The sequence below is a fragment of the Asanoa hainanensis genome (genome assembly GCF_900188485.1).
Taxonomy (GTDB): Bacteria; Actinomycetota; Actinomycetes; order Mycobacteriales; family Micromonosporaceae; genus Asanoa; species Asanoa hainanensis.
Genome location: NZ_FZPH01000020.1, coordinates 123,165 through 135,130 on the forward strand (window position 1 = coordinate 123,165; position 11,966 = coordinate 135,130).

Sequence of the window (11,966 nt, forward strand, 5' to 3'; positions counted from 1 at the left end):
ACCGCGGGTCCCCGTTCCGGTCACGGCAGCCGGGGCGGGGACCCGTTCCCATGTTCCGCCGCCCGGGCCAGCAGATAGGCCCGCTCCGCCGCGTTGCCGGCCAGCTCGGCCGCCCGCGCGTACTCCTGCGCCGACTCCACGGACCGGCCCAGCCGGCGGAGCAGGTCGGCCCGGGCGGCGGGCAACACGTGGTAGCCGGCGAGCCGCGAGTCGGCGGCCAGCAGGTCGACGGCCGCGAGGCCCGCCGAGGGTCCGGCCACCTCCGCGTACGCCATGGTCCGCGCCAAGGCCGCGACCGGAGACGGGTGTACGGCCAGCAGGTCGTCGTACAGCCGCACGATCGCCGCCCAGTCGGTGTCGGCGGCCCGCGGCGCCAGCGCGTGCACCGCGGCGATCGCGGCCTGGATGGCGTACGGGCCGCGCGGCTCGGGTCGCACCAGCGCGAGACCCTCCGCGATCAGCCGCCGGTCCCATCGCGCCCGGTCCTGGTCGGCGAGCAGCACGGGAGCGCCGGCGGCGTCCGCCCTGGCCGGCCGGCGGGCCTCGGTCAGCAGCAGCAACGCCAGCAGGCCGACCACCTCGGGCTCGCCGGGCAGCAGCGCCGCCAGCACCCGGGCCAGGTCGAGCGCCCGGGCCGTGACATCGGCCGCGGTCAGCTCCTCCCCACGCGGCGGCGTGTGCCCCTGCACGAAGAACAGGTAGACGGTGGCCAGCACGCTCGGCAGCCGGTCCGCGATCTCGTCCGGCGCGGGCACCCGGTACGGAATGCCCGCCGCCCGGATCTTCCGCTTGGCCCGGGTGACCCGGGCCGCCATCGTCGACTCGGGCACCAGGAAGATCCGGCCGATGTCGGCCGTCGGCAGTCCACAGACGACGTTGAGCGTGAGCGCGACCCGGGCGGCCAGGTCCAACGCGGGGTGGCAGCAGGTGAACAGCAGCCGCAGCCGGTCGTCGGGGAACGGGTCGGCGTCGCCCGGCTCGTCGACCACCAGGAGTGGCAGCCGGCTCTCGACCGCGGAGACGTGGCGGCGGGCGGAGACGGCTTTGCGCCGGGCGGTGGTGGTCAGCCACGCACCCGGGTTCGCGGGCACCCCGTTGGCGCGCCAGGCCGGCACCGCCGCCGCGAACGCCTCCTGCACCGCGTCCTGCGCGGCGTCCAGATCGCGGGTCAGGCGCACCACCGTGGCGAGCACCTGGGCCCACTCACGGCGGTACGCCGTCGCCAGCGCGTCGTCGACGTCAGGTGTAATCGGTCATGTCCCAGATCGGCCGGATCTCGGTCACGGTGCCGGTCGGACACCGCCGGGCCGCCTCGATCGCCTCGTCGAGGTCCTTGGCGTCGATGATGTAGTAGCCCCCGAGGTGCTCCTTGAGCTCGGCGAACGGCCCGTCGGTCACCACCATCTCGTCGCCGACCTTGCGCAGGGTGGTGGCCGTGCTGGGGCCACGCAGCGCCTCGCCACCGACCTCGGTGATGCCGCGTTCCTTGAGCCATGTGGAGAACGCGTCGTGCTCGGCCAGGTTCGCCTGCAACTCGTCGGGGTGGGCTTCCCAGTCGGTCTCGGGTTCGAAGAGCATGAGCATGTATTTCATGACTTCCTCCTTCTACCGGACCGACGCGTCGCCTCCCTCATTTTCGACATCGTCGCCATCAGATTCGGCCGGCTCCGGTGCTTCGGCCGGGGAAAGCCATTGCCACATTAGGAACAGCAGGCCCACCGCGAGCATGGCCAACCCGGCCCACAGGTTGATCCGTACCCCCTGGGCCTTGTCGATCGCTGTTGACCCGTCGAACGCGCCGACCAGCGTGACGATCACGCCGTACACCACGAACAACCCGCCGATCACCCGGCGGACGTCGAACATCCGCGCGGCGGCCGACCGGCGCTCTTCCTCGTCATTCATCGCCCTCACCAGACCGGGATGTAGAACAGCAGGGACAGAGCCAGCGCGACGCCGCCGAGCAGCAGTGGCGAGCGGTACCAGGCCGCGTCGCCGGCGACGACGTCGCCCTTGAGGTCGATGCCGCCGAGGCCGCGTACCAGGCCACGCAGTTCGCTCTCGGGCTTGGGCGCCGTGAACCGGCTGGTCACGAACGCCGCCACGAGCACGGTCACGAACGCGAGGCCGGCGCCCCAGAAGCTCTCCTCCAGGTCGGTGTCGAACGGCAGGGCACCACCCAGATAGAGGAGGTACGTCGCCAGGGCCACGACCGTGCCCGACAGCAGCGACCAGAAGCCGGCCGCCGCGGTCATCCGCTTCCAGAACATGCCGACGATGAACGTGGCGAACAGCGGGGCGTTGAAGACCGAGAACAGTGCCTGGATGTAGTTCATGATGTTGGAGAACCCGGCGGCGATGAACGCGGTGCCGATGCCGACGACGATGCCGCCGACTGTGGCGAGCCGGCCGACCTTGATGTAGTAGTCGTCGTCGCGCTCCCGTTTCACGTACGTCTGCCAGATGTCGTAGGTGAAGACGGTGTTGAAGCCGCTCACGTTGGCCGCCATGCCGGCCATGAACGACGCCATCAGTCCGGTGACCGCGATCCCGAGCACGCCGTTGGGCAGCAGGTCGCGCATCAGCAGCGGGATCGCGTTGTTGTAGACCAGGTCGCCCTCGTCGGCGCCGAGCCCCTGCACCGTGACGACCGCGATCATGCCCGGAATGATGGTCACGAGCGGGATGAGCAGCTTCGGGTACGCGGCGATCAGCGGCGTACGCCGGGCGGCGCTCATGTTGCGGGCGGAGAGCGCGCGCTGCACCTCGGCGAAGTTGGTCGTCCAGTAGCCGAACGAGAGCACGAAGCCGAGCCCGAAGACGATGCCGAGCCAGTGCGCGCCGAGCGGGTTGTCGGACGAGCCGGTGTTGGCCCAGGCGTGCAGGCCGGCCTCGCCGAGATCGCTGTTCCGTACCTTGTCGAACAGGCCGTCGAAGCCACCGACCTTGACCAGGCCGATCACGGTGATCGGGATGAGCCCGGCCAGGATGACGAAGAACTGCAGCACCTCGTTGTAGATCGCCGAGGTCAGCCCGCCGATGCTGATGTAGGTGAGCACGATCGCGGCACCGACGATGATCGAGATCCACAACGGCCAGCCGAGCAGCGCGTCGAGCACGAGGGCCAGCGCGTACAGGTTGACGCCGGCGATCAGCACCTGGGCCACGGCGAAGCTGAGCGCGTTGAGCAGATGGGTCGGGCGGTTGAACCGCAGCCGGAGGTACTCCGGCACCGAGCGGACCTTGGAGCCGTAGTAGAACGGCATCATCACGATGCCGAGGAAGACCATCGCCGGCACGGCGCCGATCCAGTAGTAGTGCGTGGTCATGATGCCGTACTGGGCGCCGTTGGCGGCCATCCCGATGATCTCGAGGGCGCCGAGGTTGGCGGAGACGAACGCGAGCCCGGTCACCCAGGCCGGCAACGAACGCCCGGAGAGGAAGAAGTCGACGCTGGTCCTGATGGCCCGGCGGGCGGCGAACCCGACCCCGAGCACGGTCACGAAGTAGAGCGTCAACAGCAGATAGTCCAGCCAGTTCAGATCCAGCCGCAGCCCACCGTCCACACCGTCCCCTTCCGCCCGCCGGTCCGATCGGCTCGGATCGATCCCCGGGCGGACGTACCCGGATGGACGTTCGCGAAAACTCTTCGAACTGTCGCCTTCCGCGGTGCGTGGTTGTAATCAGATGCACCGTCACGAGACGCTGTCTCCTGTAGGGGACGCCCGGAACGGGGAGTGATCATGAAGCGCTTGGGAACCGTCATCACGCTGGTGGTCGGTCTCGCTGCCGGCGGTGGGTTGTTCGCCGCGAACAACGCGCTCACCGTCGCTCCGAAGCCGGCCGCGGCCAGCGAGAACCAGGTCGCGGCGCCGGCGCCGTCGCCTACCGCGGAGCCGCCGGCCGCTCCCGCTGTCACCCAGCCGCCCGCTCGTGCGCAGGCACAGGAGAAGGTGACCGTGACCTGGGGTGGGTCGGTGCGCGGTGGTGCGGCCAGCCTCGCGATCGCGGTCAAGGACGGTGTCGCGGTGGGCTATCTCTGCGACGGCAACAAGATCGAAGCCTGGTTCCAGGGCACGGCGGTCGACGAGCGGCTGACCCTCGCCGGCGCCAAGGGGAAGATCACTGGTTCTTTCGACGACAAGCGGGCCAAGGGCACGGTCACCGCCGGACGCGACACCTTCACGTTCGACCTCGGCACGGTACGCAAGCCGTCCGGCCTCTACCGGGCCACCGCCCAGGTGCGCAACGCCAAGGTGAACGGCGGCTGGATCGTGGTCGAGGGACGGCAGGTCGGGATCCTCGAGGTCGACGGCGTCGTGCGGCCGGCACCCGTGCTCGACCTGGCCACCGGCACCGTGATCGTCGACGGCGAGCAGGTCACGCCGACTCCGCTGGGCTGACGCACGACGGGGCCCTCGCGCTTTGGCAAGGGCCCCGTCGAACCGGTCAGCTCTGCAGCATGCGGTCCAGGAAGTCGCGGTAACGGCGGACCACCACGCGCAGGTGCTCGGTGTCGGCGCCCTCGGTGGCCTCCCAGCCGCCCAGGTCGTTGCGCATCGAGTCGAGCGCGGCGACCAGTGCGTCGGACACCTCCTCGGCCAGGCTCTGCGCCTCGGCCGCGGCACCCCGCGGGTCGTCGACGAAGCGCAGCTGCACCTCGCGCCAGCGGTCCCGGAAGCCCTGCGCGGCCTCGACCGCGACCAGAGCTGTCACCGGCGCCGCTTCCACGTCACCCGGCATGAGCTCGGTCGGCTCGTCGTCGGCCGCGACCACGGCTACCTCGTCCGGGGTGCGGTCGTCGCCGATCCGGTCCCCTGCTACGCGATCTTCGACGCGCTCTTCGACGTTCTCTTCGTCGGTGCGGGTGTCCGTGCGGTTGGCGGCCATCGCCGCTGCCGCTGCGGCGCCGCCAGCGGCCGCCGCTCCGAACCCGGCCGGCGCCAGCGCGCTCTCGGGGAACGTCGGGCCGCCGAACGCCCGGTCGTCGTCGTCCGTCCGGTCGCGGTCGAGGTCCGTGTCGTCGACGCCGCTGCGTTCCACGTCGGTGTCCACCGGGGAGGCGATCACCGGCTCGTCGTACCCGTCGCGCTCGTCCTCGGCTTCCTGGTAGACGTCGGTCTCGTCGCGGACCTCGCGGTCGTCGACGCCGTCGCGGTCCGCGTCAGCGGCCTCGGCGTTCTCGTGGTGGCCCTCGTCCGCGACGTTGTCGTGGTAGCCGGCGTCCGCGCTGGTGACGGCCTCGTCGGTCGCACTGTCGTGGTAGCCGTCCGCGCTGGTGGCGGCCACGTCGGTCGCGTTCTCGTCGGTCGCGTTCTCCTCGGTCGCGTTGTCGTGGTAGCCCCGGTCGGCCTCGGTGCGGTCGTCGATGCCGTCCCGGTCAGCGACGTCGTCGAACTCGTCGTCCGGGGCGCTGCGCTGCACCGGCACCGGGTCGGAGCGCACCGCTTCGGGGTGGTCTTCGTTGCGTTGGTCCTGGTAGGTCATAGCGGAATCTCCTCGACGTCGTCAGCGGGGTTCGGTGGCCGGAGTGTCGGTGTGCACGGGCTGGTCGCCGAGCAGTTCGGCCACCAGGGCCCGGTAGTACACGACCGCCTGGCGCAACTGTTCGGTGCTGGCCTCGCCACGTTCGTTGGCGAGATGGATGTCGTGCGCGTCGCGATAGTTGCCGAGCGTGCGCGCGTGTTCGACGGACAGGTGGGCGAGCTGGTCGTCGTAGTCCTCGGTGGGGTAACCGCGCTCCGCGACCAGCCGGGTGACCAGCTCGTCCGCCGCACCGACCGCGCGGGCCGGGTCGTCGACGAACATGACCTGCAGCTCTTCCCACTCTTGGGCATAGCGGTCGTGCGACTCCGGGCTGAGCGGCGTCAAGGACAGCTCGGCGTGCTTACGCTCACGGTCGCGAAGCTCACGCTCTGCGGCCGCCCTGCTCTCCTGCTCTTCGAGTACCCGGTCGTACTCCGGACCGAACTTGTCCCGTAGTGCCCGGCGGCGCATGGCCGTCCAGGCGAAAATCCCTACCGCGACGAGCACCACGATGACGATGACGAGAACGACAATCTGAGTGGCCGACATGGCGTCCCTCCTTCATCGCGTTATTTCCCAGATGGCAACGGTCTCCAATCCCGGTTCGCGAGACTTTGTTCGCGGAACTTTCCGCAACCGACGACCGGCGGCCGGGACATCGACGTCCGGCGGTAGTGCGGCGGGGCGCGTTTGCGTATCCTGCCCAAGGCGCACGAGTCACCGGCGGTGTCGGCTTTCTGGCGGGAGTTGACAGGACACGTGTCGTCGATCCTGCCAACCCTCGGGCGAGGACTGATGAATACGCGCAGCTGGTCGATCCGTTCGAAGATCATTTCTTTGGTCGCCGTGCCGATCGCCGCGCTCACGGCATTGTGGATCTTCGCGACCACGTTGACGCTTGGGCCGGCGCTCAGCCTGCTGTCCGCGCAGGGCCTGCTTGACGACATCGGCAAGCCCGGTGAAAGCGTCGTGTCGGCACTCCAACAGGAACGCCGACTGTCGCTGGTCTATCTGGCTGGCAAGAGCAGCCCCGAGCGGCTCGCCACCCAGCGCACCGCGACGGACAACGCGATCGCCGAGTTCCGGCGCAAGTCCGCCGAGGCCGACACCAGCGACCTGCTGGCCAGCCGGTTGGCCCAGCTCGACCAGGCGTTCGCGGTGCTGCCCTCCGGCCGCGACTTCATCGACCGGCGCGACATGGACAAGGCCGGCGCGCTGGGCCTCTACAACGGCGTGATCGACTCGGCGTTCCGGGCGTTCGCGGTGCTGGTCGCCCTGCCCGACGAGCAACTCGGCCGGGAAGCCCGGGCGGTCACGACGCTCGGCCGCGCCCGCGAGGTGCTGGCCCGCGCCGACGCGCTGGTGGGAGGGGTGTTCGCGGGCGGCCGGTTCGGCGCCGACGAGCACGGCCAGCTGGTGCAGATCATCGGCACCCAGCGCTACCTGTACGAGAACGCCGTCGCCGACCTGCCCGACGAGGACCGCGCCGAATACACGCGGCTGACCGAGGGTGCCGCGTTCTCGCAGCTCAACGACATGCTCAACACCCTGGTGAACAAGGGCGGCGACAACGGCGTCCCGCCGATCTCGGCGACGGCCTGGCAGTCCTCGTACGACCAGGTGCAACACGACCTGCGTGACTTCGAGCTCGACGCGTCCGAGCGGCTGACCGACCGCACCATCCCGGTCGCCACCGGCATCCTGATCAGGCTCGGGCTGGCCGGCTTCCTCGGTCTGGTCGCGGTCACCGTCGCGCTCTACGTCTCGGTGCGCGTCGGCCGTGAGCTGATCCGCCGGCTGGTCGGCCTGCGTACCGCCGCGCTGTCCCTGGCCGACGAGCGACTGCCCGCCCTGGTCGGCCGGCTGCGGCGCGGCCAGGAGGTCGACGTCGAGGCCGAGTCGCCGTCGCTCGAGTTCGGGTCCGACGAGCTGGGGCAGGTGGGCCACGCGTTCGCCGCGGTCCAGCGCACCGCGGTGGCCTCGGCGGTCGACGAGGCGGTGCTGCGCCGCGGGCTCAGCGAGGTCTTCCTCAACATCGCCCGGCGCAGCCAGACGCTGCTGCACCGCCAGCTCGCCCTGCTCGACAAGATGGAGCGCCGGACCACGGATCCGGACGAGCTGGGCGACCTCTTCCGGATCGACCACCTGGCCACCCGCATGCGCCGCCACGCCGAGGACCTGGTCGTGCTGGCCGGCGCCGCACCCGGCCGGGGCTGGCGGGTGCCGGTCCCGATGATCGACGTGATCCGGGGCGCGGTGTCCGAGGTGGAGGACTACCCCCGGGTCACCATCATGGCGATCGAGCCCGCGGCGGTCGCCGGCCGCGCTGTCGCCGACGTCATCCACCTGCTGGCCGAGCTGATCGAGAACGCGACGTCGTTCTCGCCGCCACAGACGAAGGTGCGGGTCGCCGGGCAGGCCGTTCCCAACGGGTACGCCATCGAGATCGAAGACCGCGGCCTGGGCATGCCGGCGGAGGCGATCGTCGAGGCCAACCAGCGGCTGTCCGAGCCGCCGGAGTTCGACCCGGGCAACTCCGCGCGGCTGGGCCTGTTCGTCGTGGCCCAGCTAGGCGCCCGGCACGGGGTACGGGTGCAGCTCCGCCCGTCCCCCTACGGCGGCGTGACCGCCGTTGCCCTGCTGCCCACCGCGCTGATCGCCACCGGCACCGGGGCCCTGGCCCTGCCCGGTCGCACGCCGGCCGAGGTCGAAGCCCCGACGGACCGGGCCCTGCCGCCCGGCACGGACGACGCGGTGTTGGTCGGGGCCGACGACTCGGCGGTGTGGGCGGTCCCGGACGTCGCCGCTCCGACCGGTGGCGACGGCACGTCGGCCGGCGCTTGGTCCTCGTCGCCCGGTGCTACGTGGCCGACCGCGCTGTCCGGCGGGCTGACCGCGCCGGCGCACTCGCCGCGTGAGCCGATCGCGACTCCGCCGCCGGTTGCCGCAACGCCTTCCACTCCTTCGCCGACGGCGGCTTCCGCGCCTGGTTCGGCCTTCGGTTCGGGTTCGGCCTTCGGTTCCGGTTCCGGTTCGGGTTCGGACTTCGGTTCGGGTTCGGACTTCGGTTCGGGTTCGGACTTCGGTTCGGGTTCGGACTTCGGTTCGGGTTCGGACTTCGGTTCAGGGTCGGGGTCGGGTTCGGCCGTCGGTTCCGGTTCCGGTTCGGGTTCGGCCTTCGGTTCAGGTTCGGCTTTGGGGTCGGGGTCGGGGTCGGGGGCGGCTTCGGCCGAGGTCGCCGCGCAGCCGACGCCTGTGCTCGGCCTGCCGGTGCAGCGCCGGCGGCGCCCGGAGGAGGCGACGGCCGAGCTGGTCATCGGAGAGGACGGCCTCCCCCGCCGCAACCGCCAGCGGCACCTGGCACCGCAGCTTCGCCGCCCGGCCGACGAGTCCTCAGGGGCGTCGGCCGCGCCGACCTCACCCGCACCCGTCGCACGCGACCCGGAGGAGGTGCGCGCCCGCATGTCCGCCCTCCAGGCCGGCACGACCCGGGGCCGCCAGGAGAGCGGGACGGAGACCACCGGAGACCTGACCGCAAAGGTAGCGGAGCGCCCGATGTGGACACCGCCATCGGCCGTGGACGGTGTTGCAGATCCGGTTCGCGGGAGCTCTCCCGACAAGCCGGCCGCGAACAACGCCACCGGTTCGGCGTTCTCCGGGTTCATCGCTGGCCCCGCCGGCGAGGCGGGAGCCGCCGACATGGCCGGCGGAGGCGCCGCCGGCAACGCCGGCATGGGTGCCGCTGGCACTGCGAGCACGGGTGCCGCCGGCAACGCCGGCATGGGTGCCGCTGGCACTGCGAGCACGGGTGCCGCCGGCAACGGGGGCACGGGTGCCGCCGGCAACGCCGGCCTCGATGCCTCCGGCGACGCCGGCATGGGTGCCCCTGGCGCTGCGAGCACGAGCATCGCGGGCCGCGATGGCGCCCCGGGCCTGAGCGACGCGACCCGCGCGCTGCGGATCCGCCGCTACACCTCGCCGACGACGCCCGCGCCGGCCAGTGATGGCAACGGGGTGGGCGACCATGACGGGACCTCCGCCATCGGCAACGGCACGGTCACGCACAACGGATCCGCCGAGCCGGTGGAGCCGCGGCGGCCCGCAACCGAGACCGGTGCGTCGGGTGAACTTCCCGACCCGACGGAGGGAGTTGGCTCCGTGACGCCACCCGTACCCTCTGAGCAGCAACCGGAACCGCCCACCGCGGGCGACCGGTCCGCGCAGGTCAAGGATCCATCCGGAAAGGACGCGTAAGTGACGCAGACGACCAGGCCGCAGTCCAACCTCGACTGGCTGCTCCAAGACCTCGTCGCCCGCGTGCCCGGGGCGGAGCAGGCGATCGTGCTCTCGGCCGACGGGCTGCTGATGGGCTCGACCGCAGGGCTGGAGCGCGACGACGCGGAGCACCTGGCCGCGATGGCAGCCGGCTTCCAGAGTCTCGCCAAGGGTGCCAGCCGGCACTTCGCGGCGGGCGCCGTCCGGCAGACGATGGTCGAGATGGAGCAGGCCTACCTGTTCGTGACCGCCGCCGGCCAGGGTGCCTGCCTGGCGCTGCTGGCCACCTCGGAGACCGACATCGGCCTCGTCGCGTACGAGATGGCCATGCTGGTCACCCGGGTCGGGCAGAACATGACCTCGCCGGCCCGGATACCGCCAGTGCCTCCGGAGAGTGGCGATGGCGGCTGACACGCCCGGACACGACTGGCTCGACATGGATGCCGGGCCGGTCGTTCGCCCGTACACGGTGACCGGGGGTCGGGTCCGTCCGGCCACCGGCTTCGACCTGGTGGCGTTCGTGGTGGCGGCGCCGCTCGACCGCGTCGACGCCGCGCAACTGCAACCCGAGCACCGCGCGATCATCGAGGTCGCGCAGCGCCCGGTGGCGGTCGCCGAGCTCTCCGCCCGAGTCGACCTCGCACTCGGCGTTGTCCGGGTCCTGCTCGGCGATCTGCTCGGCGCCGGGCTCGTGGTCTCCTACGAGCCGCAGCCCGCGGCCGCACTTCCCAATTACGACATCCTCCAGGCGGTGGTCAATGGACTCCGTGCGCTCTGAGCGTCCCGGAGCTGGGCAACGCATCCCGATGGCGCTCAAGATTCTGATCGCGGGCGGCTTCGGGGTCGGCAAGACCACGCTGGTCGGCGCGGTCAGCGAGATTCGCCCTCTGCAGACCGAAGAGGTCCTCAGCTCGGCGGGCGAGGACACCGACGACGTCTCCGGCGTCGAGGCGAAGACCACGACCACGGTCGCGATGGACTTCGGCCGGATCACCATCAACGAGGACCTGCAGGTCTATCTGTTCGGTACGCCCGGCCAGGACCGCTTCTGGTTCCTCTGGGACGAGCTCGCGTTCGGCGCCCTCGGCGCGGTGGTGCTGGCCGACACGCGGCGGCTGGCCGACTGCTTTCCGTCGGTCGACTACTTCGAGACGCGGCGCACCCCGTTCGTGGTAGGCGTCAACTGCTTCGACGGGAAGCAGCTGCACAGCCCGGCATCGGTGCGCAACGCGCTCGACCTGGACCCGGACGTGCCCGTGGTGCTCTGCGACGCGCGCGACCGGCAGTCGGGCAAGGACCTGTTGATCGCGCTGGTCGAGCATGTCGCCAAGCGGCGGGTCGTCGCCGCCTGATTTTTGTCGTACGTGTGGTCGAACATGGACCCCATGAAGATGCAGATCACCATCGATTGCGCGGCTCCGGCCGAGCTGGCGAAGTTCTGGGCGACGGCGTTGCACTACGACCTGGCACCGCCGCCGTCCGGCTTCGCGAGCTGGCACGCGTGGTACCGGAGCGTTGGCGTCCCCGAGGAAGAGCTGGCCGGCGAGCCTGATGCCCCCGACCGCCTGGTCGATCCGGCCGGCGTCGGGCCGAAGTTCTGGTTCCAGAAGGTTCCCGAGGCCAAGTCGGTCAAAAACCGCCTGCATCTCGACCTGGACGTGAGTGGTGGCCGCACCCAGCCGCTGCCGTCGCGGCGGGCCGCGGTCGAGGCCGAGGTGGCCCGACTATGCGTGGCGGGTGCCTCGATCTTCCGCGTCCTCGACGACGCGGCCAACGAGTATTTCGCCGTCGTGATGCGCGACCCGGAAGGCAACGAGTTCTGCGTCTCGTGATTTTGCGCCCTTAACGCGCGTTTCGTGTCTGAGGCCGGGCTGCGGAGGGCCAGGCGCCGTCTGGGTGTGCGGCGGCTTTGCCCGAATGCCGGCGTTGTTGCCGGGTGACGGTGCCGTGCGGCCAGACGGCGCCTGAACTCCGCCTCGCCTCGACCCCGGACACGACACATGCCCTAATAGGCACAAAAGGGATGCCAGGCGCGGTTCCAGCGCGATCGGTGGCCGGGGTCGGCCCGGCGTGTCAGTCTTAGGTGCGGGTCGACCCGGTTTCTGACGGGGGTGGATCAATGTCGGACGGAGCCTCTAGCGGGCCGCGTGGCGACGCCGAGACCG

General features: G+C 71.0%; 12 protein-coding genes. 6 read left to right on the forward strand and 6 right to left on the reverse strand.

Going from position 1 to position 11,966, the window contains the following annotated elements:
• Positions 1-20: 20 nt before the first annotated feature.
• Genes CHC05_RS34975 through CHC05_RS34990 form a run of 4 tightly spaced genes read right to left on the reverse strand, consistent with a single transcriptional unit; the run spans position 21 to position 3,566 of the window.
• The gene (locus CHC05_RS34975) at positions 21-1,250 is read right to left on the reverse strand and encodes a DUF6596 domain-containing protein (RefSeq protein ID WP_179266509.1); all 1,230 of its coding nucleotides are present in this window, start codon (positions 1,248-1,250) and stop codon (positions 21-23) included.
• A complete protein-coding gene (locus CHC05_RS34980) occupies positions 1,240-1,593 on the reverse strand; it encodes a YciI family protein (RefSeq protein WP_089254913.1) in 354 nt (117 codons plus the stop codon). The genes CHC05_RS34975 and CHC05_RS34980 overlap by 11 nt, the downstream gene beginning before the upstream one ends.
• Positions 1,594-1,605: 12 nt before the next feature.
• Complete coding sequence (locus tag CHC05_RS34985; protein ID WP_089254914.1) at positions 1,606-1,905, reverse strand: hypothetical protein; 300 nt, start codon at positions 1,903-1,905, stop codon at positions 1,606-1,608.
• 5 nt (positions 1,906-1,910) lie between these two features.
• Positions 1,911-3,566: a sodium:solute symporter family protein gene (locus CHC05_RS34990; protein WP_089254915.1), complete on the reverse strand. Its 1,656-nt coding sequence runs from the start codon at positions 3,564-3,566 to the stop codon at positions 1,911-1,913.
• Between the two features lie 177 nt (positions 3,567-3,743).
• Between CHC05_RS34990 and CHC05_RS34995 the strand changes: the two genes are divergently transcribed.
• Positions 3,744-4,403 (forward strand): hypothetical protein, encoded by a 660-nt coding sequence (locus CHC05_RS34995; RefSeq protein ID WP_144022906.1) that lies wholly within the window; start codon positions 3,744-3,746, stop codon positions 4,401-4,403.
• A gap of 46 nt (positions 4,404-4,449) precedes the next feature.
• Here the strand turns inward: CHC05_RS34995 and CHC05_RS35000 are convergent, their stop codons facing one another.
• On the reverse strand, positions 4,450-5,487 hold the full coding sequence (locus tag CHC05_RS35000) for a hypothetical protein (protein WP_089254917.1): 1,038 nt from the start codon (positions 5,485-5,487) through the stop codon (positions 4,450-4,452).
• 21 nt (positions 5,488-5,508) lie between these two features.
• Positions 5,509-6,075 (reverse strand): hypothetical protein, encoded by a 567-nt coding sequence (locus tag CHC05_RS35005; RefSeq protein WP_089254918.1) that lies wholly within the window; start codon positions 6,073-6,075, stop codon positions 5,509-5,511.
• A gap of 246 nt (positions 6,076-6,321) precedes the next feature.
• On the opposite strand from CHC05_RS35005, the gene CHC05_RS42875 reads away from it, so the two are divergent.
• The 5 genes from CHC05_RS42875 to CHC05_RS35030 are packed head-to-tail and all read left to right on the forward strand — an operon-like array spanning position 6,322 to position 11,633.
• Positions 6,322-9,780, forward strand: a complete 3,459-nt coding sequence (locus CHC05_RS42875) for a sensor histidine kinase (RefSeq protein ID WP_245871377.1) — start codon at positions 6,322-6,324, stop codon at positions 9,778-9,780.
• Positions 9,781-10,212 (forward strand): roadblock/LC7 domain-containing protein, encoded by a 432-nt coding sequence (locus CHC05_RS35015; RefSeq protein ID WP_089254919.1) that lies wholly within the window; start codon positions 9,781-9,783, stop codon positions 10,210-10,212. It abuts the gene before it with no gap.
• Positions 10,202-10,579, forward strand: a complete 378-nt coding sequence (locus tag CHC05_RS35020; protein WP_089254932.1) for a DUF742 domain-containing protein — start codon at positions 10,202-10,204, stop codon at positions 10,577-10,579. Before CHC05_RS35015 ends, CHC05_RS35020 begins: the two co-directional genes overlap by 11 nt.
• Positions 10,560-11,153, forward strand: a complete 594-nt coding sequence (locus CHC05_RS35025; RefSeq protein ID WP_089254920.1) for a GTP-binding protein — start codon at positions 10,560-10,562, stop codon at positions 11,151-11,153. The genes CHC05_RS35020 and CHC05_RS35025 overlap by 20 nt, the downstream gene beginning before the upstream one ends.
• 33 nt (positions 11,154-11,186) lie before the next feature.
• On the forward strand, positions 11,187-11,633 hold the full coding sequence (locus tag CHC05_RS35030) for a VOC family protein (protein WP_089254921.1): 447 nt from the start codon (positions 11,187-11,189) through the stop codon (positions 11,631-11,633).
• Positions 11,634-11,966: the final 333 nt, after the last annotated feature.

Coding starts and splice junctions, on each gene's coding strand:
- CHC05_RS34980 (WP_089254913.1), bottom strand. CDS start 1,593: ATGAAATACATGCTCATGCTCTTCGAACCCGAGACCGACTGGGAAGCC.
- CHC05_RS34985 (WP_089254914.1), bottom strand. CDS start 1,905: ATGAATGACGAGGAAGAGCGCCGGTCGGCCGCCGCGCGGATGTTCGAC.
- CHC05_RS34995 (WP_144022906.1), top strand. CDS start 3,744: ATGAAGCGCTTGGGAACCGTCATCACGCTGGTGGTCGGTCTCGCTGCC.
- CHC05_RS35000 (WP_089254917.1), bottom strand. CDS start 5,487: ATGACCTACCAGGACCAACGCAACGAAGACCACCCCGAAGCGGTGCGC.
- CHC05_RS35005 (WP_089254918.1), bottom strand. CDS start 6,075: ATGTCGGCCACTCAGATTGTCGTTCTCGTCATCGTCATCGTGGTGCTC.
- CHC05_RS42875 (WP_245871377.1), top strand. CDS start 6,322: ATGAATACGCGCAGCTGGTCGATCCGTTCGAAGATCATTTCTTTGGTC.
- CHC05_RS35020 (WP_089254932.1), top strand. CDS start 10,202: ATGGCGGCTGACACGCCCGGACACGACTGGCTCGACATGGATGCCGGG.
- CHC05_RS35025 (WP_089254920.1), top strand. CDS start 10,560: ATGGACTCCGTGCGCTCTGAGCGTCCCGGAGCTGGGCAACGCATCCCG.
- CHC05_RS35030 (WP_089254921.1), top strand. CDS start 11,187: ATGAAGATGCAGATCACCATCGATTGCGCGGCTCCGGCCGAGCTGGCG.